This window comes from Mesorhizobium sp. CA10 (assembly GCF_020165285.1).
In the GTDB taxonomy this organism is placed as follows: Bacteria; Pseudomonadota; Alphaproteobacteria; order Rhizobiales; family Rhizobiaceae; genus Mesorhizobium.
On sequence record NZ_JAIUHV010000003.1, the window covers coordinates 167,130 to 190,059 of the forward strand.

General features: G+C 63.8%; 18 protein-coding genes and 2 tRNA genes. 14 read left to right on the plus strand and 6 right to left on the minus strand.

Annotated elements, in window-relative coordinates:
* Nucleotides 1-258, minus strand: a complete 258-nt coding sequence (locus LB535_RS07775; RefSeq protein WP_176476901.1) for a hypothetical protein — start codon at nt 256-258, stop codon at nt 1-3.
* Nucleotides 259-509: 251 nt separating this feature from the next.
* On the opposite strand from LB535_RS07775, the gene LB535_RS07780 reads away from it, so the two are divergent.
* Nucleotides 510-797 (plus strand): hypothetical protein, encoded by a 288-nt coding sequence (locus LB535_RS07780; RefSeq protein WP_095765001.1) that lies wholly within the window; start codon nt 510-512, stop codon nt 795-797.
* Between the two features lie 338 nt (nt 798-1,135).
* Here LB535_RS07780 and LB535_RS07785 read toward each other — a convergent pair.
* Nucleotides 1,136-1,210: transfer RNA gene (locus LB535_RS07785), tRNA-Asn, on the minus strand.
* Between the two features lie 208 nt (nt 1,211-1,418).
* On the opposite strand from LB535_RS07785, the gene LB535_RS07790 reads away from it, so the two are divergent.
* From LB535_RS07790 to LB535_RS07830, 9 genes are all read left to right on the plus strand, one after another.
* Nucleotides 1,419-1,679 carry a hypothetical protein gene (locus LB535_RS07790; protein ID WP_095765002.1) on the plus strand — a complete coding sequence of 87 codons (261 nt, stop codon included), beginning with the start codon at nt 1,419-1,421 and terminating at the stop codon, nt 1,677-1,679.
* 163 nt (nt 1,680-1,842) lie between these two features.
* A tRNA-Cys gene (locus tag LB535_RS07795) sits at nt 1,843-1,916 on the plus strand.
* A gap of 92 nt (nt 1,917-2,008) precedes the next feature.
* Complete coding sequence (locus LB535_RS07800; RefSeq protein WP_224631783.1) at nt 2,009-2,683, plus strand: protein-L-isoaspartate O-methyltransferase family protein; 675 nt, start codon at nt 2,009-2,011, stop codon at nt 2,681-2,683.
* Nucleotides 2,684-2,869: 186 nt separating this feature from the next.
* Complete coding sequence (locus tag LB535_RS07805) at nt 2,870-4,252, plus strand: TolC family outer membrane protein (protein WP_224631784.1); 1,383 nt, start codon at nt 2,870-2,872, stop codon at nt 4,250-4,252.
* Nucleotides 4,253-4,531: 279 nt separating this feature from the next.
* Entirely contained in the window at nt 4,532-5,329 is a 798-nt protein-coding gene (locus LB535_RS07810; RefSeq protein WP_224625931.1) for a PopZ family protein, read from the plus strand.
* Nucleotides 5,330-5,538: 209 nt separating this feature from the next.
* Nucleotides 5,539-8,322 (plus strand): valine--tRNA ligase, encoded by a 2,784-nt coding sequence (locus LB535_RS07815; protein WP_224631785.1) that lies wholly within the window; start codon nt 5,539-5,541, stop codon nt 8,320-8,322.
* Nucleotides 8,323-8,684: 362 nt separating this feature from the next.
* A complete protein-coding gene (locus LB535_RS07820) occupies nt 8,685-9,926 on the plus strand; it encodes an OmpP1/FadL family transporter (RefSeq protein ID WP_224625929.1) in 1,242 nt (413 codons plus the stop codon).
* A gap of 291 nt (nt 9,927-10,217) precedes the next feature.
* Nucleotides 10,218-11,942 carry a dihydroxy-acid dehydratase gene (gene ilvD, locus LB535_RS07825; RefSeq protein WP_224601726.1) on the plus strand — a complete coding sequence of 575 codons (1,725 nt, stop codon included), beginning with the start codon at nt 10,218-10,220 and terminating at the stop codon, nt 11,940-11,942.
* A complete protein-coding gene (locus LB535_RS07830) occupies nt 11,929-12,756 on the plus strand; it encodes a tetratricopeptide repeat protein (protein WP_095765008.1) in 828 nt (275 codons plus the stop codon). The genes ilvD and LB535_RS07830 overlap by 14 nt, the downstream gene beginning before the upstream one ends.
* A 321-nt stretch (nt 12,757-13,077) precedes the next feature.
* On the opposite strand, the gene LB535_RS07835 is transcribed toward LB535_RS07830, so the two are convergent.
* From LB535_RS07835 to erpA, 4 genes are all read right to left on the minus strand, one after another.
* Entirely contained in the window at nt 13,078-13,371 is a 294-nt protein-coding gene (locus LB535_RS07835; RefSeq protein WP_224631786.1) for a hypothetical protein, read from the minus strand.
* Between the two features lie 71 nt (nt 13,372-13,442).
* A complete protein-coding gene (xth, locus tag LB535_RS07840; RefSeq protein ID WP_095765010.1) occupies nt 13,443-14,237 on the minus strand; it encodes an exodeoxyribonuclease III in 795 nt (264 codons plus the stop codon).
* A gap of 7 nt (nt 14,238-14,244) precedes the next feature.
* Nucleotides 14,245-14,637, minus strand: coding sequence for a VOC family protein (locus LB535_RS07845; RefSeq protein WP_224631787.1), 393 nt, complete (start codon nt 14,635-14,637; stop codon nt 14,245-14,247).
* Nucleotides 14,638-14,641: 4 nt separating this feature from the next.
* Entirely contained in the window at nt 14,642-14,989 is a 348-nt protein-coding gene (gene erpA / locus LB535_RS07850) for an iron-sulfur cluster insertion protein ErpA (protein ID WP_224631788.1), read from the minus strand.
* 70 nt (nt 14,990-15,059) lie between these two features.
* Between erpA and LB535_RS07855 the strand changes: the two genes are divergently transcribed.
* From LB535_RS07855 to nagZ, 4 genes are all read left to right on the plus strand, one after another.
* Nucleotides 15,060-16,289 (plus strand): deoxyguanosinetriphosphate triphosphohydrolase, encoded by a 1,230-nt coding sequence (locus LB535_RS07855; RefSeq protein ID WP_224631789.1) that lies wholly within the window; start codon nt 15,060-15,062, stop codon nt 16,287-16,289.
* Between the two features lie 61 nt (nt 16,290-16,350).
* The gene (gene argS, locus LB535_RS07860; protein ID WP_224631790.1) at nt 16,351-18,108 is read left to right on the plus strand and encodes an arginine--tRNA ligase; all 1,758 of its coding nucleotides are present in this window, start codon (nt 16,351-16,353) and stop codon (nt 18,106-18,108) included.
* A 103-nt stretch (nt 18,109-18,211) separates the two neighbouring features.
* Nucleotides 18,212-21,718, plus strand: a complete 3,507-nt coding sequence (locus tag LB535_RS07870) for an SPOR domain-containing protein (protein ID WP_411969543.1) — start codon at nt 18,212-18,214, stop codon at nt 21,716-21,718.
* A gap of 133 nt (nt 21,719-21,851) precedes the next feature.
* Entirely contained in the window at nt 21,852-22,871 is a 1,020-nt protein-coding gene (gene nagZ / locus LB535_RS07875) for a beta-N-acetylhexosaminidase (protein WP_224631793.1), read from the plus strand.
* Nucleotides 22,872-22,930: the final 59 nt, after the last annotated feature.

Genomic DNA, 22,930 nt, shown 5'->3' on the forward strand with positions numbered 1-22,930 from the left:
CTACATGTCGTATCGGGGGACCATCTTCGGCGACCGCAGCTCCTGAGCCATTTTCGCCGCCTGGAAGGTTGTCATCAGAACGTAGGTCGTTTCACCTTCGGTCGAGTTTATGGCCAAGACCACGCGGCCAATCTCGTCACTCATGGCGCAAGACCAGTCTTTGACAGCAATCGCTCGTTTCCAGGCCATTTGCCCCTGCCTTTCCTTCGCAAGGTTATTTGGCCTCGTGAAGACCAGCAATTTGGACTGAATGCCCATTCCGTTGGGCCTAACGTCGTTGTCTGCGTTAGTTCAATTGGTGAGCAATCGAGATGCCAGGCTTCAGATTTGGCGGAATTACGGTGGCTAATGATCAGAGCCAGCGCTCCTGGAGCAATGTGAGGCTGCACCGTCACTGTAATTCGGGCGCAACCGCCTTGGTTGTTTGCAACGCGTGGGAACGTCTCGAATGACTGCGCGTTCTTTCGTCACGGTCACATTTCATTGGGACCTAACCGGAGGATATTTAAATGAAAATCAAGATGCTCTGCATGAGCGCAGTTGCGCTCGCAATGATGGGTAGTGCCGCGATGGCCGGTAGTAGCACCGGCACGTCTGCGCTCGACGACCCGGCCAAGATGTCGCCGTTCTTCACCGACGCTGGCATGAAAACATTGAGAACCGAGGCGGATTTCAAGACTGCCTGGATGGCCATGAAGCCGGATGAGCGTACAGCGATTTTGAAAGACTGCGGCGACGCAACCATCAACAAGGCGCACGCGGACTTCTGCGCGATGGCCAAGAAGATGGGAGGCTGAAGCCTCCCCTCTATCAGCACATCACACCGTTCTCCCGCTAGGGAATGATCCCAATGCGCTCGGGTGACGGGTTGAGGCGGTCGATTCCGCATGGATGCGGCCGCCGTTTAAAACCCGCTGCCTTGCCATGGGCCGGCGGGTTTTTTTGGCGGGCGCCTGCCCTCAATTCTGCATCGCCAGCATCTGGAAACAGACAACAATCAGACGGTTTCGGCACAGTCGTGGATGCGCTTGACGGACATTACCTTGAGGTTGAACCTCGAGCGTGCCGGAATGTGGACCGCTGGGAAAGGCCGGGCTTTGAAAACGTCGAGATACAAGGCGTTCCGAGTGGAACTTGGCTCCCCGGGCCGGATTCGAACCAGCGACCAACCGGTTAACAGCCGGTTGCTCTACCACTGAGCTACCGGGGAACGGAGGCTCTGACGTGAGTGGCGCAGCCTATAGCAAACACCTTTCGGCTTTGCAAAGAAGCATTTCGCAATTTTTCTCCAGTTTTTGATGCGGCTATTTGTGCCATCGTTCGGCGCGCCCACATATGAAGGGCTTCACACCGGCGCGGAACAAAGCGGCCGGTTGTCGTCTTGACATGGCTTAGGCAGCAGATGGGATCTGGCTTGAATGACCGCAGCGGATGATGACAACGCCCCGGCGCGGAAGATTTCGATCTTCGGCCGCGAGTTCACCATGCCGCGCTCGCGCGGCTGGCGAATCGCGATCGGCATGCTACTTACGCTCGGCGGGCTTCTGGGCTTTCTGCCGATTCTCGGTTTCTGGATGATTCCGCTCGGTCTCCTGGTTCTATCCTATGAATTCGCGATGATCCGACGCCACCGGCGGCGTTTCGTCGTCTGGTGGGAACGCCGGCGGCGGCCCGACTGAGAGCACGGGGCGGCCTCCGCCGCAGTGATTCCGGACCCATGAAACCGATTGGTAATCACCACTTTGGCGCTCGATGCGAAAGCGCCGGGAATGACGCGCGAGCGCTTGACGACCTTTGAGCGCCAACATAATGAGTTCGCTCGGAACGCCGGGAGCATTGCGAGGCCTCGTGGCGGAGTGGTTACGCAGAGGACTGCAAATCCTTGCACCCCGGTTCGATTCCGGGCGAGGCCTCCAGATGCTTGCGGGCTCCAGCGCAATCGCGCCGGAGCGGGGTTCCGGTTGAAGTTTTGGCCGCGCGCCTGGCGCGGGGAGCGGATTGTTGGGACATGAACGCTGATTTCTCCGAACGCCGCGTGAAGATGGTCGACGGCCAGATCCGCACCACAGACGTGACCAGCGGGCCGCTCATCGAAGCGATGCTGAGCGTTCCGCGCGAGGCCTTTGTCGGCGCCGGACAGCAGGATCTGGCCTATATCGACGAAGACATCCGCATTTCCGACGGCGCCAATGGCAGCGGCGCACGCTACCTGATGGAGCCGTCGCCGCTCGCCAAGCTTTTGCAGCTGGCCGAGATCGACGCGAGCGATTCGGTGCTCGATGTCGGTTGCGGCACCGGCTACTCCGCCGCGTTGCTGTCCAGGCTCGCGCGTTCCGTCGTCGCGCTGGAGAGCGATGCAGCGCTGGCGGAGGCCGCGAAATCAACACTTTCCAGCCTTGGCTGCCAAAACGTCACGGTCGTTACCGGGCCGCTGCCGCAAGGGCAGGCCGCCAAAGGGCCCTACAACGTCATCTTCATCGGCGGCAGCGTCGAGGAAGTGCCGCAGGCATTGCTTGACCAGCTCGCGGAAGATGGACGCCTGGTTGCGGTCGAAGGGCGTGGCAACTCTGGCGTGGCCCGGCTGTTTGTCAAGGCAGGGGGGGTTGTAACCGGAAGGCGTGCCTTTAATGCGGCAATTAAGCCACTACCGGGCTTCGAACGTGCTCACGCATTTGAATTCTGAGCGTTTTTGCCTTGCAGCGAAGGCGCTGTCATGATCGCTTGAGCCTGACAATCGTTGCTGATTTGGTTAACCGGGTGTTTTTGGGAGGCCGTCAGCGGGGGAACGATAAACAACGCGGCGCTGGCCGATCCGTAAGGGTAGGTTGGCGTGGCGTGGTTCCCATGCAAAACGAATGAGGGATATAACGTGCCGCCTCTACGCAAGAGTATTTTAGTAGCTATCCTTGTTTCGGCCACCGCGCTTTCGCCGCTGGCCGCCTCCGCCGAAACCATCACGGGCGCGCTCGCCAAAGCCTATCAGTACAATTCGCAGCTCAACGCGGCCCGCGCCGAGGTTCGCGTCACCGATGAGGGCGTGGCCATCGCCAAGTCGGGCTGGCGCCCGACCGTCACCGGTTCGGCTAACATCGACTACACCAACATACATGGCTTTGGCACCAGCCGGAGATTAACGACGGGCAGCTTCGGAGTGCAGATCAACCAGACGCTGTTCGACGGGTTTCAGACCAAGAACAATGTCGCCGCCGCCGAATCGCAGGTGAAGGCCTCGGTCGAAAGCCTGCGCAACACCGAAGAGAATATCCTGTTCAATGCGGCGAGCGCCTATATGGACGTGATTCGCGACCGCCAGGTCGCGGCGTTGACCGAGCAAAACCTGCAGTTCCTGACCGAGCAGGCGCGCGCCGCCCGCTCGCGCTTCGAGGTCGGCGAGGGCACCCGCACCGACGTGGCCCAGGCCGATGCCTCGCGCGCGACGGCCGTGGCGCAGCTGAGCGCCGCCCGCGCGACGGCGCTGGCGAGCGCCGCCACGTATCACCAGATCGTCGGCGACGAGCCGGGCAAGCTCAAGGCAGCCTCGCCGCTTGGCAAGCTGTTGCCGGGTAGCGTCGATTCCGCCTTGGCTATCGCTTCCGCCGAACATCCCGCCATTCTTGCAACACAGCATCTCGTCGATGCCGCGGCCTTTGCGGTGAAGTCGTCGGAAGGCGCGCTGCTGCCGCAGCTTACGGCTTCCGCCGGCGTTTCGGACAACTACACCCACACCGTTCCCAGTTCCATCACCAGTCCTAACGGTAGTTCGACATCGGCCAATATCGGCGCTTCGCTCACCATTCCGATCTATTCGGGTGGCCGGACCTCGGCGCTGGTGCGGCAGAGCAAGGAATCACTGGGCGAGGCGCGCATCCAGGTCGATGTCAGCCGCGACCAGGTGCGCCAGGCCGTGGTCTCGGCCTGGACGCAATATGTCGCCGCGCGCCAGAGCGTGGATGCCAACAGGCAGGTGATCGATGCCGCGCAACTGGCGCTCAACGGCGTCATCGAGGAGCGCAATGTCGGCCAGCGCACGACGCTGGACGTCTTGAACGCGCAGAACGCGGTCATCACTGCCAAGATCAACCAGGCCAGTTCCGAGCGCGACGTGGTGGTGGCGAGCTATGCCATCCTGTCGGCGATGGGCCGGCTGTCGGTCGACCGTCTTGGCCTGGCAGTCGCCAAATACCGGCCGGAAGAGCACTACAACGCCGTCAAGGACAAGTGGATCGGACTGCGCACGCCCGACGGGCGCTGATTGCCGACAGCATGCTTCCTGCGAGCGCCGCGTGTCCGATGGACGCGCGGCGTTTGTCTTTCCGGGAGACTCATTCCGCTGCGTGCCGCCTAATCTGTTGAAATCCAACGTGTCCCCAGATTGGGGATTCTCGGATGACGATCGGTCGGTTACGCTGTTTCCATTGATTCGAATTCCGGCCCGGGCAGGACGGAATTCTTGGGCGGGTCAAGTTCTTGAACGGTCGGTTCTGGAACAGGTCAAGTTCTTGGACAGGTCACTAGGGCGGCGGATGTGACGATGGCGACGGCAAGCAGCGCGCAGCGCGAACCTTCCATGGAAGAGATACTGGCTTCCATCCGAAGGATCATCGAAGACAGCGACACCGGGCGCAAGCAACCGGCCGAGGCCGGCGAGCTGCGCCAGGATCTCGAGCCGGCCGCGGCTGGCGCGCCGGCTGTCGAGGTTGATGCCTTTCGTTCCGAATTGCATGCCGACGTCCGCAAGCCGCCGACGCTGGCCGAGGTCCAGGCCCAGCTTGCGGCGACCGACCCAGTGCTGCCGCGCGCCGCCCGCGCCGAGCCGGTGAAGACTGCGCCTACGGCTGCGCCGACAGTTGAGCTTGAGAGCACTGCGCCGGGCGCGCAAGCGGCCGCAGGCAAGCCAGCCGCGGCAAATGCGCCGCAGACGGCCGAGACCATTGTCGCCGACTGGCGGCGCGAAATAGCGGCGGTCGGCGGCAGCACGGTCACCGCTAGACCGGCCATCCGGCCCCCGGAAGCCGCGCCGAAGGCCGAGGTCGAGAAGGAAGAGCCGGCGTTCGAAGATTCCGCGCCTGTAGGCGCGTCCCGGGCCTCCGAACCGGAGGCGCAGCCGGCCCGGCCCGCGATCCTTTCCGAGCATACGGGCCGGCAGGTCGCCGCGGCCTTTGGCGAGCTTTCCGATGCTTTTGCCAGCCGCGGCAAGAAAAGCTTCGACGAGATGGCCGAGGAGATGCTGCGGCCGATGCTGCAGGATTGGCTCGACAACAACCTGCCGACGCTGGTCGAAAGGCTGGTGCGCGAGGAGATCGAGCGCGTGGCGCGCGGGGCGCAGTAACCGCACCTACATGCAGGCTGACAAGCGCCGCCTTGGGGCGGCGCTTTTGTTTAAGGTGCCTGGATGAACGCGTCTGTCCTGGCTTAGCCGGCATTGCCGCTGGCCGCGGCAGACCTATCTGTGGAAGCGATCGCTGCGCTCGCGGTTGACTCGGCCAAGACCTTCCGATTTACACCGGACGCTTGTTCCCGACAGTTCGGACCTCCTCCATGCTTGATAAGACCTACGACGCCAAAGCCGTCGAGCCGAAGATCGCCAAAATCTGGGAAGAGGCAGACGCCTTCCGGGCCGGCGCCGGCGCGGAGGAAGGGGCCGAAGCCTTCACTATCGTCATCCCGCCGCCGAACGTCACCGGCTCGCTGCATATGGGCCATGCGCTCAACAACACGCTGCAGGACATTCTGGTGCGCTTCGAGCGCATGCGCGGCAAGAACGTGCTCTGGCAGCCCGGCATGGATCACGCCGGCATCGCCACGCAGATGGTGGTCGAGCGTCAGCTCATGGAAAAGCAGATCCACCGCCGCGATTTGACGCGCGAAGAGTTCATCGAGAAGGTCTGGGAGTGGAAGGCCGAATCCGGCGGCGCGATCTTCAACCAGCTGAAGCGGCTCGGCGCCTCGGCCGACTGGTCGCGCGAACGCTTCACCATGGACGAAGGCCTGTCCAAGGCCGTGCTCGAAGTCTTCGTCACCCTCTACAAGGAAGGCCTTATCTACAAGGACAAGCGCCTTGTGAACTGGGATCCGAAGCTGCTCACCGCCATTTCCGACCTCGAGGTCGAGCAGCACGAGGTGAACGGCAATCTCTGGCACTTCCGCTATCCGATCGACGGCGAGGCGTTCGACCCTGAGAACCCGAAGACCTTCATCACGGTCGCCACGACGCGTCCCGAGACGATGCTCGGCGACACGGCCGTGGCCGTGCATCCCGATGACGAGCGCTTCTCCGGTCTGGTCGGCCGCAACGTCGTGCTGCCGATCGTCGGCCGCAAGATACCGATCGTCGCCGACGAGTATTCCGATCCGGAAAAAGGCTCCGGCGCGGTCAAGATCACGCCGGCGCATGACTTCAACGACTTCGAGGTCGGCAAGCGCCACAAATTGCCCGCGATCAACATCCTGACGGTCGAAGCGGCCATCAAGCTGAAGGACAATGAGGACTTCCTGGCCGGCCTAGAGGTCACGCCGGAGCGCCAGGCGGTATGGGACGAGCTGGATGGGCTCGACCGCTTCACGGCCCGCAAGAAGATCGTCGAGCTGATGGAGGCCGGCGGCTTCCTCGACAAGATCGAGGCCCATCGTCATACCGTGCCGCATGGCGACCGCGGCGGCGTGCCGATCGAGCCGTTCCTGACCGACCAGTGGTATGTGAACGCCGCCGAGCTCGCCAAGCCGGCGATCGCTTCGGTGCGCGAGGGCCGAACCAACTTCGTGCCGAAGAATTGGGAAAAGACCTATTTCGACTGGATGGAGAACATCCAGCCCTGGTGCATCTCGCGCCAGCTCTGGTGGGGTCACCAGATCCCGGCCTGGTACGGACCGGACGGGCGCGTCTTCGTCGAGAAGACCGAGGAAGAGGCGCTCGCTGCCGCCATTGAGTATTACCTCGCGCTGGAAGGGCCGTGGAAGGCCTGGGTCGAGGATAAGCTCGAGAACTTCCAGCCCGGCGAGATCCTGACCCGCGACGAGGACGTGCTCGACACCTGGTTCTCGTCGGCGCTGTGGCCGTTCTCGACGCTCGGCTGGCCCGACCAGACGCCGGAGCTCAAGACCTATTACCAGACCGACGTGCTGGTGACCGGCTTCGACATCATCTTCTTCTGGGTCGCCCGCATGATGATGATGGGCCTGCACTTCATGGACGAGGAGCCGTTCCACACCGTCTATGTACACGCGCTGGTGCGCGACAAGAACGGGCAGAAGATGTCGAAGTCGAAAGGCAACGTCATCGATCCGCTCGACCTGATCGAGGAATACGGCGCCGATGCGCTGCGCTTCACGCTGACGGTCATGGCGGCGCAAGGCCGCGACGTGAAGCTCGATCCGGCGCGCATCGCCGGCTACCGCAATTTCGGCACCAAGCTGTGGAACGCGACGCGCTTTGCCGAGATGAACGACGTCGCGCGCAACGACGAGTTCTGGCTGAACGACGCCAAGCTGCCGGTCAACCGCTGGATCCTGACCGAGCTGACGCGGGCGGCGCGCGCGGTCACCGAAGGCATCACCAGCTATCGTTTCAACGAAGCGGCGGGTGCTGCCTACCGTTTCGTCTGGAACCTGTTCTGCGACTGGTACCTGGAACTATTGAAGCCGGTTTTCATAGGCACGGACGAGGCCGCCAAGGCCGAGAGCCGGGCCTGCGTCGCCTTCGTGCTGGACGAAATCTACAAGCTCCTGCATCCGATGATGCCGTTCATGACCGAGGAGTTGTGGGCGCAGACCGCGGGCGAGGGCAAGGAGCGCTCGTCGCTGCTTTGCCACGCCGCATGGCCGTCGCCCGACTTCGAGGATGAGGAGGCCGCCGCCGACATCAACTGGCTGGTCGATCTCGTCTCGGGCGTCCGCTCAGTGCGCTCGGAGATGAATGTGCCGCCGGCGGCAATCGCGCCGCTGACGGTGATCGGCGCCAACACGCTGACGCAGGAGCGGCTGGAGCGCCACGCGCAGGCGATCAAGCGGCTGGCGCGTGTCGGCGATATCGCGCTCGCCGATGCGCCGCCGCAAGGTTCGGCGCAGATCGTGCTCAACGAGGCGACGGTGAGCCTGCCGCTCGGCAGCCTGATCGACCTCCAGGCCGAGGCCGCGCGGCTGCAGAAGGAACTGGCCAAGGTGACCGAGGAGATCGCCCGCCTGCACAAGAAGCTTTCGAACGAGAAATTCGTCGCCAACGCGCCGGAAGAAGTGGTCGAGGCAGAGCGCGAGAAACTCGCCGAATATCGCGAGGCGCAGGAGAAGCTTTCGGTGGCTTTGACCAGGGTCCGCGACGCCGGCTGAACGGCAAGATTCGCCCTCACTCTAAAGGCGCTTTCCGGTACGTTAGCTGCCTCGAAAATGCGGCTGCCGCTACGTTAATTTTGACGTAAACGGAAAGTTTGCGCCCCATTGTTGCCATAATGTAACAATGGGGCCGGTCAGCCTCAAAACCGGCCGTTTTTGCCCTGTTTTGGGCAGTTTCGTTGGATTTTTTCGATCCTTTGACACCGGCTCGCGCGATTTAGGCGCCGATTGCGGCGTCGATGACCATGGCAAAAATAGGTGCTGTCAAGATGTACATGTACAGCTCCTGAAATCGTTGTTGCGTCGTTAACCCGAATTGGTTCTAGCTTGAGCCACTTGTATTTTGGGGAGGGATTTCCATGAACACTTTGCGAGTCAAAGCGCTGCTGGGGGCAGGGTGCTTTTCGATCGCTTTGATCGGCGCCGCGATGCATCCCGCGCATGCCGGCGGTATCGAGCGCGGCGGCTATGACATCGACTTGCTTTTCGATCCGGCGCCGTTCGCCACGGAAGCGGAAGCAACGTATGTGATGCCGGACCGCAAACTCAAGAACGCGAAGGATACGGATCCGTTCAACGGCACCGTCGTGGGCTCCACTAGTGCCAAAGACAGCGAGAACTACTGGGTGCCTCGCATCGGCGTTAAGGCCCAAGTCGTGCCTGGAATCGACTGTATGTTCGACTACTCGCAACCTTGGGGCGCGCATACGGCCCCTGGCCAGTGGGTCGGCGCGCAATCCAACATGGAAACTAAAATCAACAGCGACAACTACGCTACCACCTGTTCCTATAAGATGGATGCTGGCAAGGGCCAGGTTCGCTTCATTGGCGGCGTATTTTATCAGGAAGTCTATGGCTTCAAGGAAGACCTTGTATCACCGCTCTTCCCGAATTTCTCCGGCACTGGCCGCGTAGACTTGTCCAGCAGTGGTTGGGGCTGGCGCGCTGGGCTGGCCTATGAAATTCCTGAGATCGCATTGCGCGCCAGCCTCGTCTACAATTCCCAAGTGAAGCTGGACAACATTGCGGGTACCCTTGACTTAACCCATGTCGGCGGTCCGGTTATTCCGATCTACGGTGAAGCTTCGATGCCGGATTCTGTCGAATTGAAGGTCCAGTCGGGTATAGCTCCCGGCTGGCTTGCGTTCGGCTCAGTTAAGTGGGTCAACTGGAGCATTCTGCAGAGCATTCCGATCTGCTCGCAGGCCTCGAAAGGCATTGCCGCTTGTACAACGACCTCTCCGATACCGGTCAGGTGGACCTCGTTGGATTTGATGTATCAGGACGGCTGGACGGTTAGCGGCGGTATTGGCCACAAGTTCAACGATCAGTGGAGTGCTGCCGGTCAGCTCACCTGGGATCGTGGCACCTCGCATGGTTACGGTTCGCAGAGCGACACATGGACGCTCGGCGGCGGCGTTGCCTATACACCGCGCCCGAACATCGAATTTCGCCTGGCCGGCGCGATCGGCGTGTTGACGAGTGGCCATTCTGGCACCCTGACTGACAAGGACGGCTATGTGGCAGGTACCGATGCCAGCTACGACTTCGGCAACGATCTGGTTACGGCAGTTTCGGGCGGACTTAAGATCAAGTTCTAAGATTCTGAAAATTCAACAAAAAAGGCCGGGCAATGCCCGGCCTTTTTTTGTTGTCCGGCAGGCGATCCACCTGGTCCTTTGACCCGCTATCGCAGATTCGCCGCGCATCCGGCGCCCGATACGATTGTGACGTTTTGGCAACAGTTTATGAACAACCCCCGCGCTAAAAGACTTGCCAAGGGAACTGCCCATTTCCCGCCATAAACCCGGAGCACCCGAGATATGTCCCGGGATGCGTGCCAGGTTGGCGCGGCGATGGGACCGGCCGCGGGGTGTGCGGCAAGGACGATGATGGACGCCAAGGCAATCTCCAAGGCCAAGCTGCCCAGCCGCTACGTGACCGAAGGTCCGGCGCGGGCGCCGCATCGTTCGTATCTTTATGCCATGGGCCTGTCGGCGGCCGAGATCGCGCAGCCTTTGGTCGGCGTCGCCAGTTGCTGGAACGAGGCTGCCCCCTGCAACATCTCGCTGATGCGCCAGGCGCAGGTGGTGAAGAAGGGCGTTGCGGCCGCCAACGGCACGCCGCGCGAGTTCTGCACCATCACTGTCACCGACGGCATCGCCATGGGCCACCAGGGCATGAAGTCGTCGCTGGTGTCGCGCGAGGTCATCGCCGATTCGGTCGAGCTCACCATGCGTGGCCATTGCTACGATGCGCTGGTCGGGCTCGCCGGCTGCGACAAGTCGCTGCCCGGCATGATGATGGCGATGGTGCGCCTCAACGTGCCGTCGATCTTCATCTATGGCGGCTCGATCCTGCCCGGCAGCTATCGCGGCCGGCAGATCACCGTGCAGGACGTGTTCGAGGCGGTCGGCCAGCATTCGGTCGGATCGATCAGCGACGCCGAATTACTCGAGATCGAGCAGGCGGCCTGTCCTTCGGCCGGTTCCTGCGGCGCCCAGTTCACCGCCAACACCATGGCGACCGTTGCTGAAGCCATCGGCCTGGCGCTGCCCTATTCCTGCGGCGCGCCGGCCCCATACGAGATGCGCGACCGCTTCAATTTCGCCTCGGGCGAAAAGGTCATGGAACTGATAGCCAGGAACATCCGGCCGCGCGACATCGTCACGCGCAAGGCGCTGGAGAACGCGGCGACCGTGGTGTCGGCCACCGGCGGCTCGACCAACGCGGCGCTGCACCTGCCGGCGATCGCGCATGAGGCCGGCATCAAGTTCGACCTGTTCGACGTGGCGGCGATCTTCGAGAAGACGCCCTATATCGCCGACCTCAAGCCGGGCGGCAAATATGTCGCCAAGGATATGTTCGAGGCCGGCGGCATTCCGCTTCTGATGAAGACGCTGCTCGACCACGGCTATCTGCATGGCGACTGCTTGACGGTCACTGGCCGCACTTTGGCCGAAAATATGGAGCACGTTTCCTGGAATGAAAGCCAGGATGTTGTGCGTCCCGCCAATCGGCCAATCACCAAGACAGGCGGCGTTGTGGGCTTGAAGGGCAACCTTGCCCCCGAAGGCGCGATCGTGAAGGTCGCGGGCATGTCGGAACTGAAATTCTCCGGTCCGGCGCGCTGCTTCGATTCGGAAGAAGAGTGCTTCGAGGCGGTCACGCAGCGCAACTACCGGGAAGGCGAGGTTCTCGTCATCCGCTACGAGGGGCCGCGCGGCGGTCCGGGCATGCGCGAGATGCTGTCGACGACGGCGGCGCTCTACGGCCAGGGCATGGGCGGCAAGGTGGCGCTGATCACCGACGGGCGCTTCTCCGGCGCCACGCGCGGCTTCTGCATCGGCCATGTCGGGCCCGAGGCGGCGGTCGGCGGGCCGATCGGGCTGATCCGGGATGGCGACGTGATCTCGATCGACGCCGTGAAAGGCACGATCGAGGTGGCCCTGTCGGACGCCGAACTGGCGACCCGGGCAAAGAGTTGGAAGGCGCGCAAGACCGACTATCAGTCCGGCGCGATCTGGAAATATGCGCAGGCCGTCGGGTCGGCCCGCGACGGCGCGGTGACCCATCCGGGCGCCGCCAAAGAAACGCACTGCTATGCGGACATCTGAGGTGTTGAGGTCGTCTGTCTTTTCGGCACTGGTCGCTCTGGCGACCTTGGGCGCCGTCGGGCAGGCCATGGCCTTCGACGACAAGGTGTTCGACGACAAGACCGGCGTGAAGCCGCAGTCGAGCCCCTGGGCGGTGTTCCAGTTCGGGTTCTCCGCCTACAAGAGCGGCCATAAGGATCAGGCGGTCGAAGCCTATAAATACGCCGCCGAGAACGGCCAGATCGGCGCCACCTGGAAGCTTGCGCGCATGTATGCCGAAGGCGACGGCGTGACGCGCGACGATTACGCCGCTTTCAAGTTCTTCTCGGAAATCGTCGATCAGGATGTCGAGCCCGGCTCGCCGGAAGAAAGCTATGTGTCGGACGCGCTGGTGGCGCTCGGCGACTATCTTCGCAAGGGCATTCCCGGCACCCCGGTCGAGGAAAACGACGTCGCGGCGCAGGAATATTACATGCGCGCCGCCGCTAACTACCGCAATCCAAACGCCCAGTTCGAGATCGGCCAAATGTTCCTCAAGGGCGAGGGTGGCGTGAAGGCCAGCGTCAAGCAGGCAGGCCGCTGGCTGCAGCTCGCGGCCGAGAAGGGCCATGCCGGCGCGCAGGCGACGCTCGGCAATCTACTGTTCCAGAGCGGCAAGGTCGTGCGCGGCCTGGCGATGATGACCGCGGCGCTGGCGCGGGCTCCGGCGGCCGACCAGCCCTGGATCCGCAACATGCAGGAAGAGGCTTTCGCCGCGGCCGGCGAGGCCGATCGCCGGACCGCGATCTCGCTCGCCGACGATATCCTGACCAAGGGCAACAACGGCGACCAGTAAGCGCAGGTTGGCGATAGCGTGCATGGCAGCTTGCGCATGCATTGGCTAATGTAGCGCTGGTCGACCCCCCACTCCGTCTCGGCTTCGCCGAGACACCTCTCCCCCGATCGACGGGGTAGAGCAAGGCGCCAAGCTTTTTGTCGTCAACGCTCGTCCGGCAAGGCTCCCTTCCTTTCCCTCCGGAGGGGGGAAAGGTGGCGCTGCGAAGCAGCGACGGATTGGGGGAACCACCTGGCAATCAAGCCTCGGCCTGATCAGTCGCGCCAGTCTCAGAAGATGTGTGCATAGCGTAACCTGGATGGTGGGGAGATCAACGAGGCCTCAGTTCTCGGTCGGCTCCGTCGGCGTCTGGCGGGGCGTCGGGGTCGAAAGCGATGTCGGGTGCGGCTTTGGCGCTTCGCCCGGACATTCGTCCTTGATCCTGGTCCAGGACGTGTTGTTGAGAACCATGTCGCAGCGGGCGAGGTAACTCTCGCCGGCCAGCGTCAGGCACGCTGTCTCGCCGACGTTGAAGGATTTGCCGTTGGCAAGACAGGTTGGCGCCGCCAGCAACGGCGCCGGCGCGGCAAGCGCCAAGGCAAGGCCGGCTGGCCAGAAAAGAAATCGGATCGCCATTCAACCCCCACAGCAAGCCGCATCAAAGACGGGATTTGTGGCGATACTGGGTCAGGGTGCCTGGCAACGTCTCAGGCGGGCTGCAGGCTGAGGTCGATGGCGACCGGCACGTGGTCGGACGGCTTTTCCCAGGCGCGGACGTGCTTTTCCACCGAGGCCGACGAGAAGCGGTTGGCGGCTTCGGGCGAGAGCAGCAGGTGGTCGATGCGGATGCCGTTGTTCTTCTGCCAGGCGCCGGCCTGATAATCCCAGAAGGTGTAGACGCCGGCCGAGTCGGTCACGGCGCGCACAGCTTCGGTGAAGCCGAGATTCTTCAGCCGGCGAAAGGCCTGCCTCGTCTGCGGCTGGAACAGCGCGTCGCCCAGCCAATTTTCGGGAAACCGAGCATCGGCGGGTTCGGGAATGACGTTGTAGTCGCCAGCCAGCACCAGCGCTTCCTCGAGCCGCAGCCGCTCCTGCGCCCAACGCTCCAGCCGCGCCATCCAGGCGAGCTTGTAGGAAAACTTCCGTTCATCGTCGACCGGATTGCCGTTCGGCAGATAGAGCGAAGCGACGCGCAAGGCGCCCTGGTCGGTGGAAAAAACGCCTTCGATAAAGCGGGCATGGTCATCCGCATCGTCGCCGGGCAGGCCGCGATTGACCTCGTCGAAGGGTAGCTTCGACAGGAGAGCGACGCCGTTAAAACTCTTCTGGCCGTTGGTCTCGACATTGTAGCCCAGCGCCTCGATCTCGGCGCGCGGGAACTGGTCGTCGACAGTCTTGATCTCCTGCAGGCACACGATGTCCGGCGCGCTTTCGGTCAGCCAGTGGGTGAGATTGCCGATGCGGGCGCGAACGCCGTTGATGTTCCAGGTGACGATCTTCATCAGGACCTCAATGCTCTTCGGGCGGCAGGCGTTCGACGAGGCCGATCGTATTGCCTGCGGGGTCCTTTAGGAAGGCCATCCATTCGCTTTCCCCCGCCGGGCCGAACCGCCCCTCGGTGTCGCGGTGGACGAGCGTCGGCGGCGCGGTGAAGGGAATGCCCGCGGCTTTCGCCTCGGCGTGGAAGGCTTCGAGGCCGGCGATGTCGAAATAGACGGTGCCGGCCGGAACGCCGTCGGTGAAGAGGAGGCGCACGTCACCGGCCATAATGAAGGCAATACCGGGCGGGTCGTAGCGAGCGTGCACGTTCAGACCAAGCACGTCGCGCCAGAAAGCAAGCGTCGCATCGAAATCGCGGCCAGCCGAGAGCGCGACCTGACGGACCGCGCCGATGGCAGGCATCGGACTATATGGAAAAGCTCGTGCCGCAGCCGCAGGAGGCGACCGCGTTCGGGTTCCTGATCTGGAAGGACTGGCCCATCAGATCGTCGACAAAATCGATCACAGAGCCGCCCATATAGATCAGCGACAGGTCATCGATCAGGACGGTCGCGCCGTCCTTCTCGATGGCGACATCGTCATCGTTGCGGTCGCTTACCAAATCGAATTTGTAGGAAAAGCCGGAGCAGCCGCCGCCTTCGACGGAAACGCGCAGCGCCGTCTTGCCCGGTTCGCCGGAAACAATCCTGGCGATCCGCTTCGCCGCGGCATCGGTCATCTCGACCTTCATGGCAGTCTTGGCATCCGCGCCCATCGGCGTCACCTTGCTTTCGGTTTCACATGATAGGTATGAAGCGGGCGGGGCCAAGTCAACTGGTGGATCAATGGACGAGCGGCAGGGCAAGGATGCTCTCGGCGACATCGGGTTCGGCGACCGGCCGCGCGCGGCCTATGCGAGCGATCCGGCGCGCTCGCGCGGCCGCCTGTTCGACGAGCCGGAAAGCCCGACCCGCACACCGTTCCAGCGCGACCGCGACCGCATCATCCATTCCACCGCCTTTCGCCGGCTGAAGCACAAGACGCAGGTGTTCGTCGCGCATGAGGGCGATCACTACCGCACGCGGCTGACGCATTCGATCGAGGTGGCCCAGATCGCCCGCGCGCTGGCGCGGGCATTGCGCGGCGACGAGGATCTCGCCGAAGCCGTGGCGCTGGTGCATGATTTCGGCCACACGCCCTTCGGCCATACGGGCGAGGACGCGCTCAACGAGAAGATGGCGACCTGGGGCGGCTTCGATCACAATGCCCAGTCGCTGCGTATCGTGACGCGGCTCGAGCGGCGCTATGCCGAATTCGACGGGCTGAACCTCACCTGGGAAACGCTGGAGGGGCTGGTCAAGCACAATGGCCCGCTGACCGACGCGAGCGGGAAGGGGCTCAAGGGCCCGGTGCCGCAGGCGATCCGCGACTATTCGGAGCTGCACGATCTCGAGCTCGACCGCTTCGCCGGCATCGAGGCGCAGTGTGCGGCGATCGCCGACGACATTGCCTACAACGCCCATGACATCGACGACGGCTTGCGCGCCGGCCTGCTGACGCTGGATATGCTTGGAGAGGTCGGTCTGCCCGGCTCGATCCTGAACAGCGTGCGTGCCAAATATCCTCAGCTCGACGATGTGCGCACCGGCCACGAGCTGATGCGCCGGCAGATCACGCTGATGGTCGAGGATGTCATCGCATCGACCATCGCCAATATCGAGCGGCTCAAGCCGGACAGCGCCGATGCGGTGCGAGCGGCCGGCGAGACCCTGGTGACCTTCTCGGCCAGCATGGCGGCGGCCGAAAAGGAATTGAAGGCCTTTCTCTACAAGCATCTCTACCGGCATGCGGAGGTTATGCGGGTGCGGGCCGATGCCGAACAGATCGTGCGCGAGCTGTTCGACGTCTATTTCGCCGATCCGCGCGCCATGCCCGACGGCTGGCGCGAAGGGCTCGACCGGGCCGAGGACCGCATCAAGGCGCGCAGCGTCGCCGACTTCCTGGCCGGCATGACCGACACCTATGCACTCAAGGAACATCGGCGTCTGTTTGACCATACGCCCGATTTGAGCTAGGGCGAGCCTCGATTTTGCCGGCCATCGAGCCGGTCGCCTCTTAAAGCCCAGAGCACTTCCGATGAATATTTTCGCCGATTTCAACGCGCGGATCATAAAAGCCGTCGAAGCCCTTGACCTGAAAGACAAGGATGGGGCCGCGCCTGACCTGTCGCGTATCGCGGTCGAGCCGCCGCGTGACGCCAGCCATGGCGACCTCGCGACCAATGCGGCGATGGTGCTGGCAAAGCCCACCGGACAGAACCCTCGCGCGCTTGCCGAAAAACTGGCCGAAGCGCTGCGGGGCGACGCTGATATTGCCTCGGCCGAGATCGCCGGGCCGGGCTTCGTCAATCTCAGGCTGAAGGACGCATTCTGGCACACGCACCTGGCGGCGTTGCTCGGCAAGGGGCGCAATTATGGCCGCTCGACCGTCGGCGGCGGCCGCAAGGCCAATGTCGAATATGTCTCGGCCAACCCGACCGGCCCCATGCATGTTGGCCACTGCCGCGGCGCCGTGGTCGGCGATGCTTTGGCCAATCTGATGGCATTCGCCGGCTACGACGTGACCAAGGAATACGTCATCAACGACGCCGGCTCGCAGATCGACGTGCTCGGCCGCTCGGCGTTGCTGCGCTATCGCGAGGCGCTCGGCGACGATATCGGCGAGATCCCGCCCGGTCTTTATCCGGGCGACTATCTGGTCCCCGTCGGCCAGGCGCTGGCCGAGGAATTCGGCCGCGGCCTGTTGCAAATGCCGGAAGAGGAAGCGCTGGCGATCGTCAAGGACCGCACCGTCGACGCGATGATGGCGATGATCCGTGAGGATCTGGCGCTGCTCAACGTGCATCACGACGTGTTCTTCTCCGAGCGCACGCTGCATGCCGAGAACGCCAAGAAGATCCGGGCGGCGATCGCCGACCTGACGCTGAAGGGTCACATCTACAAAGGCAAGCTGCCGCCGCCCAAGGGCGAGAAGCCGGACGACTGGGAAGACCGCGAGCAGACGCTGTTCCGCTCGACCGCGGTCGGCGACGACATGGACCGGGCGCTGGTCAAGTCGGACGGCTCCTTCACCTATTTCGCCGCCGACGTCGCCTACCTGAAGGACAAGGTCGACCGCGGCTTCGTCGACCTGATCTATGTGCTCGGCGCCGACCATGGCGGCTACGTCAAGCGGCTCGAAGCGCTGGCGCGCGCGGTTGCCGGCGATGCCGTCAAGCTCACCGTGCTGCTTTGCCAGCTCGTAAAACTGTTCCGCGACGGCGAGCCTGTCCGCATGTCGAAACGGTCCGGCGATTTCATCACGCTGCGCGAGGTCGTGGAGGAGGTCGGCCGCGACCCGATCCGCTTCATGATGCTTTACCGCAAGAACGACGCGCCGCTCGATTTCGACTTCGCCAAGGTCACCGAGCAGTCGAAGGACAATCCGGTGTTCTACGTGCAGTATGCGTCGGCGCGCTGCCATTCCGTTTTCAGGCAGGCGAGCGAGCAGCTCGGCGAGGCGAACTTTGATCGCAACCGACTCGCGGCCTCGGTGGCTGCGCTGGCCGACGAGGGCGAGATCGCGCTGATCCGGAAGCTGGCCGAATATCCGCGGCTGATCGAATCCGCGGCGCTTTCGCTGGAGCCGCACCGGCTGGCATTCTACCTCTACGATCTGGCTTCCGGCTTCCATGCACAGTGGAATCGCGGCAACGACAACCAAGACTTACGTTTTGTTAAGGTTAACGACCGAGAATCAACTTATGCCAGACTAGGGCTGGTGCAGGCTGTTTCGGATGTTTTGACTTCCGGCTTGACGCTTATCGGGGCAGACGCGCCCATCGAAATGCGTTAGGTTTAACTAAAAAACCTGTCACCTTTTGCCCACATTGCGCTGGTAAGGGCCAACCCTGCGCGACGTCCATGGCGTCCGACTGTGTGCGAGTTCGGGAACAATAATGGCAGACAGAACCCCGCTGAAAGTAGCCGACCACAACGACATCGCCGACGATGATCCGTTCGCTGAACTGACCCGGATCATGGGTTTCGATCCGCGCCAGCCAGTGCGGCAGCCGGCCCCCGCGGCCGAGAAGGCCAATCAGGCCGTGGAGGCTGACGATTTCGACATCGACCTCGAGAAGGAGTTGATGGGCGAGTTCGACTCCGTCGAGGAAAGCGCGCCGATCGCTCAGCAGGCTGCACTGCATCAGATCAGCAAAGAGCCGGCCTTCGAGGCTGCCAGCGCCGCCGCGAATGACGACGAGCTTACCGCTTCCTTCGAGCAGGATTTCGTATTCGACGACGCGGCGGATTATGCCGACTTCGCTGTGGCCCGTGCGCCGGAGCCGGATTTTGCGCCGCAGCCGCAGGCGGCTCCCGAACCGGAAGTCGCGCCAGAGGCGCATTTTGCATCTGAGGCGCATTTCGCGCCGGTGCCAGAAGAAGCTTCCGAGCCGGAGGTCGCTTTCGACGACGATTTCGACAAGGCCGTCGCCAGTTCGCTCGATGTCTCGCCGGTCGAAGATGATCTTGCGATCGACCGGGAAATGGCGGCTTCGCTGGACCAGGATTTCCAGCTCGACCATCACGAGCCTGCCAAACTCGACGATCAAGAGCTTGCCAACCTCGATGATCAAGAGCCGGCTGACGCGCGTCAGGACGCCGTCCAGGCCATGCAGGCCGCAAGCGAGGCGGCGTTCGACGCCGATTTCGACAACGCGGTCCAGATGTCGCTCGAAGACGAGCTGTCGTTTGAGAGCCACGAGCCGGAGCAGCATGCGCAGGCCGCCGAGCCGGTCGAAGCTCACGCAGCCGCCCCGCTGATTTCCGAGGATGATTTTGCCGGTCATTTCGATCAGGCGATGACCGATGTCGATATCAATCTCGGCCAGGGCATGGATCTCGGCCAGGGTCAGGATCTTCAAGAGCCTGAGCTGTCGCTTGACGACGAGTCTGCGCCGGCTGTCGAGGCGCCGGCCGAGACGGCCGCCGCCGAGCCGGAGCTCGCCGCGCCCGAACCTGCCGCCGCGCTGACCCTCGATGACGATTTCGAGCTGAGCTTTCGCGATGCGTTGAACGAGGAGCCGCAAGCTCCGGCCGTCGAGCCTGTTGCCGCGTTGCAGCCGACCGTCGCCGAGGCGGCTCCCGTCGTCGCCGCTCCGGTTCCGCCGAGCGCGGCCAATGAACCCGTGAAGCCGGCCGCCAGCGAGCGCAGCCTGGAAGACGAGCTCAATGCGCTGCTTGGCGCCATGACCGCGCGGCCTATGCCGGCTGTCAGGGAGCCTGCTCCCGCGCCGCGGCTGGTTGCGCAACCTGCGAACTACGAAAGCGAGAAGGCCGAGGCCGACGATCTCGACTGGAATCTCGACGAGCAGAAGCCGTCGCAGAGCGGCCAGGGCGGTCAGCCGGTTGAAAGCGACCTGGACGACTTGCTCGCCAGCGAGCTCGATCGCCAGGATTTTGCAACCTCGGCCAAGGCAGAGCCCGCGGTCGATTTTGATGACGACGAATTCGGCGCCGCTTTCGCCCGGAGTATCGAGGCTGAGCAGGAGGCCGCCCGGGCGAAGGCAAATTCGTCCGATTGGCTGCATTCGACGAACGCCGAGCCGGCAAGGTCGTGGAGTCGCTCGACCCCGACCGCCGCTCCGCCGGTGCAGGCTTCGTCTGCTGCGCAGCCGGCAGCCTCGACGCCGGTGCAGATGGCCGCGCCTTCAGCGCCAATGCAGGTGGCGGCGCCGGCCTACCGCATCGAACCGGCTACGGATTACTCCGCCTACGCCAAGCCGGCGCAGGCGCCTGTGCAGCAAACCCGCGAGCATGATGACATGCCCGACGTGGAGACGGTCGACGTGCCGGAGCGCGTGGTCGCGCTCGCGGACGACCTCGACATTCCGGAGCTCAGCTTCGAAGAGGACCAGCCGGCGGCACCCGCATATGACGATCTCGATGCGGAATTCGCCAGCCTGCTCACCGACATGAACGCGACGGAGATCGCGTCGGCGCCGGCACAGAGCCGCGGCTATGACGACGAATCCTACAATGCCGGCTTCAGTGGCTATGATCGTCGCGACTTGCGTGCCGAGGCTCCGGCGGCTCCGGTGACCCCGGCTGCGCTTGCCGCCGCGAATGATTACGATGCCGATGATTTGCCCGGCAGCCGGCCGGTTTCGCAGGCGGACGAATTCGCCGCCGATGAGCTCGACTATGATCCCGAGCTCGAAGAAGCGATGGCGATCCCCGGGCTCGCCGAGCGCGAGGCGGCGCAGCCGCGCCGGCGCGGCGTGATGATCGCGGCGCTCGTCGGCGCAGTGGTGGTCTTCGGCGGTCTTGGCGCGCTGGCCTTCTCTTTCGGCGGCAAAGGCGGCGGCGCGGCCCCGGTGATCGTCAAGGCCGACAATTCGCCGATCAAGGTGAAGCCCGAGAATCCCGGCGGCACGGTGGTGCCGAACCAGGACAACAAGGTTTACGACGCGGTCGCCAAGGGCAGCGGCGCGGCCAAGCCGGCCGAGCCGGTGCAGCAGAAGCTGGTGAACACCACCGAGCAGCCCGTGGATCTGGCATCGAAGGAACCGCCGCAGAGCCGGGTGGTCGACCTTTCGCCCAAGGATAACGGCGCCGCGGCCGGCACTGACGCCGCCGGCGATCCAGGCACAGCATTGCCCGGCGTCGAGCAAGCGGCTGTGCCCGCAAGCACGCAACCTGCCGCGCCCGCAAGCGCGCAACCTGCCGCGCCCGCAAGCGCGCAGCCGGCGGCACCGGCGCCGAAGTCGGAAGACCGCATCGCCCAGGTGCTGCAGCAGGATGCCGAGAACACCGCCAACAACGATGTCGTCGCCGTCGCGCCGCGCAAGGTGAAGACGATGATGGTGAAACCCGACGGCTCGCTGGTGCCGCGCGAGGACCCGGCTCCAGCCGCCGCGCCGAAGGTCGCCGCGGCCGAACCGAACGATCCGGCGCCGCAACATGTCGCGCCGGCCTCCGACGGCCAGCAGACGGGAACCGTGGCTTCCGACGCGGGCCAGGCCGTTACGGATCAGGCCGATGCGCCGGCCGTCAAGCCGGTGAAACCCGCGAAGAAGACTGAAGCCAAGGCGCAGTCGGCCAACACGCCGGCAGTGGCGCCGGTGGCGCCGGCGCGTCCGTCCGACCAGCCGGTCGATATCGTCGGCGAGGTCAAGCCGGACCAGGTCGCTTCGATCGATCCGGCGGCGGCCGCCGGCGGCGGCTCGTGGTCGATGCAGATCGCCTCGCAGCCGACGGTCGAAAGCGCGCAGTCGACCTATCAGGACCTGCAGCGCCGCTATGGCGGCGTGCTGTCCGGCCGCACGGCCAACATCGTCAAGGCCGAGGTCGCGGGCAAGGGCACCTTCTACCGCGTCCGCGTTGCGGCCCAGTCGCGCAACGATGCGATCAGCCTCTGCACCAGCTACAAGGCGGCCGGCGGCAACTGCTTCGTATCGCGCTGATTAAATCAAGCCTATCAAAGCCGGCGGCGCCGCGAGGCCGCGCCGGCTTTTCGTTGTGGACGGTTGCGGGCTTTGGCTGGTCCGAGGGCAGGGGTGATTCCCTTTGCTCGCTCAAAGCCTTAAGCTTCCGGGCATGAGCGAATCAAAATCCATGATCCTCGGCTGCGCCGGGAAATCCCTCACCGAGGACGAAATCCGCTTCTATCGGGACGAACGTCCCTGGGGCTTCATCCTGTTTGCGCGCAACATCGGCGAAGCCGGGCAGATCCGCGACCTCGTCGCCTCGATGCGCGACTGCGTCGGTCGCCCGGAGGCTCCGGTCTTCATCGACCAGGAAGGCGGCAGGGTGCAGCGCCTGCGCCCGCCGCTGGCGCCAAACTACCCGTCCGGGGGCGCGCTTGGTGCGCTGTGGCGCGACGATCGCGAGGTCGGCCGCCGCGCCGCCTGGCTGATGGCGCGGCTGCATGCCTTCGATCTCTCGCGCCTCGGCATCACCGCCGACTGCCTGCCGGTGCTCGATGTGCCCGTCGAAGGCGCCAGCGACGTCATCGGCGCGCGCGCCTATGGCAAGGAGCCCAATGCTGCGATCGAGCTTGGCCGGGCCTCGGCCGAGGGGCTGATGTCGGGCGGCGTGCTGCCGGTGATGAAGCATATTCCCGGCCACGGCCGCGCCTTTGCCGACACGCATTTCGCGCTGCCGACCGTCGATACGCCGCTCGATGAACTCAGACGGCATGATTTTGCCCCGTTCGAGGCGTTGAACGAGCTGCCGATGGCAATGACGGCGCATGTCGTCTACAGCGCGGTCGACCCCGACAATCCGGCGACGACGTCCGCCAAGGTCGTCGATCAGGTGATCCGCGGCGAGATCGGCTTCGACGGGCTGCTGATGAGCGACGACACGTCGATGAAGGCACTTTCTGGGGATTTCCCGACAAAGGCGGCCTCGATCCTTGCGGCCGGCTGCGATCTCGTCCTTCACTGCAACGGCGTTTTCGAGGAGATGTCGGGGATCGCGTCGCGCACGACGGCGCTGTCAGGCAAGTCTTTGCAGCGCGCCGAGCGGGCGCTGACCTATATAAAGGATCGCGACGTCGCCGACGAAACGGCCATACGCGCAGAATTCGCCACCTATTTCGAAGCGGTGGCCTGAACCGAAGGACGAAGGGCAAGTGGCGGAGACATTGGAAGGCAAGGCCGCGAAGGCCGCAC

Excerpts from the sequence above, each read along its gene's own strand:
- LB535_RS07775 (WP_176476901.1), bottom strand. The coding sequence starts at position 258 with ATGGGCATTCAGTCCAAATTGCTGGTCTTCACGAGGCCAAATAACCTT.
- LB535_RS07780 (WP_095765001.1), top strand. The coding sequence starts at position 510 with ATGAAAATCAAGATGCTCTGCATGAGCGCAGTTGCGCTCGCAATGATG.
- LB535_RS07790 (WP_095765002.1), top strand. The coding sequence starts at position 1,419 with ATGACCGCAGCGGATGATGACAACGCCCCGGCGCGGAAGATTTCGATC.
- LB535_RS07800 (WP_224631783.1), top strand. The coding sequence starts at position 2,009 with ATGAACGCTGATTTCTCCGAACGCCGCGTGAAGATGGTCGACGGCCAG.
- LB535_RS07810 (WP_224625931.1), top strand. The coding sequence starts at position 4,532 with ATGGCGACGGCAAGCAGCGCGCAGCGCGAACCTTCCATGGAAGAGATA.
- LB535_RS07815 (WP_224631785.1), top strand. The coding sequence starts at position 5,539 with ATGCTTGATAAGACCTACGACGCCAAAGCCGTCGAGCCGAAGATCGCC.
- LB535_RS07820 (WP_224625929.1), top strand. The coding sequence starts at position 8,685 with ATGAACACTTTGCGAGTCAAAGCGCTGCTGGGGGCAGGGTGCTTTTCG.
- ilvD (WP_224601726.1), top strand. The coding sequence starts at position 10,218 with ATGGACGCCAAGGCAATCTCCAAGGCCAAGCTGCCCAGCCGCTACGTG.
- LB535_RS07830 (WP_095765008.1), top strand. The coding sequence starts at position 11,929 with ATGCGGACATCTGAGGTGTTGAGGTCGTCTGTCTTTTCGGCACTGGTC.
- LB535_RS07835 (WP_224631786.1), bottom strand. The coding sequence starts at position 13,371 with ATGGCGATCCGATTTCTTTTCTGGCCAGCCGGCCTTGCCTTGGCGCTT.
- xth (WP_095765010.1), bottom strand. The coding sequence starts at position 14,237 with ATGAAGATCGTCACCTGGAACATCAACGGCGTTCGCGCCCGCATCGGC.
- LB535_RS07845 (WP_224631787.1), bottom strand. The coding sequence starts at position 14,637 with ATGCCTGCCATCGGCGCGGTCCGTCAGGTCGCGCTCTCGGCTGGCCGC.
- erpA (WP_224631788.1), bottom strand. The coding sequence starts at position 14,989 with ATGGGCGCGGATGCCAAGACTGCCATGAAGGTCGAGATGACCGATGCC.
- LB535_RS07855 (WP_224631789.1), top strand. The coding sequence starts at position 15,060 with ATGGACGAGCGGCAGGGCAAGGATGCTCTCGGCGACATCGGGTTCGGC.
- argS (WP_224631790.1), top strand. The coding sequence starts at position 16,351 with ATGAATATTTTCGCCGATTTCAACGCGCGGATCATAAAAGCCGTCGAA.
- LB535_RS07870 (WP_411969543.1), top strand. The coding sequence starts at position 18,212 with ATGGCAGACAGAACCCCGCTGAAAGTAGCCGACCACAACGACATCGCC.
- nagZ (WP_224631793.1), top strand. The coding sequence starts at position 21,852 with ATGAGCGAATCAAAATCCATGATCCTCGGCTGCGCCGGGAAATCCCTC.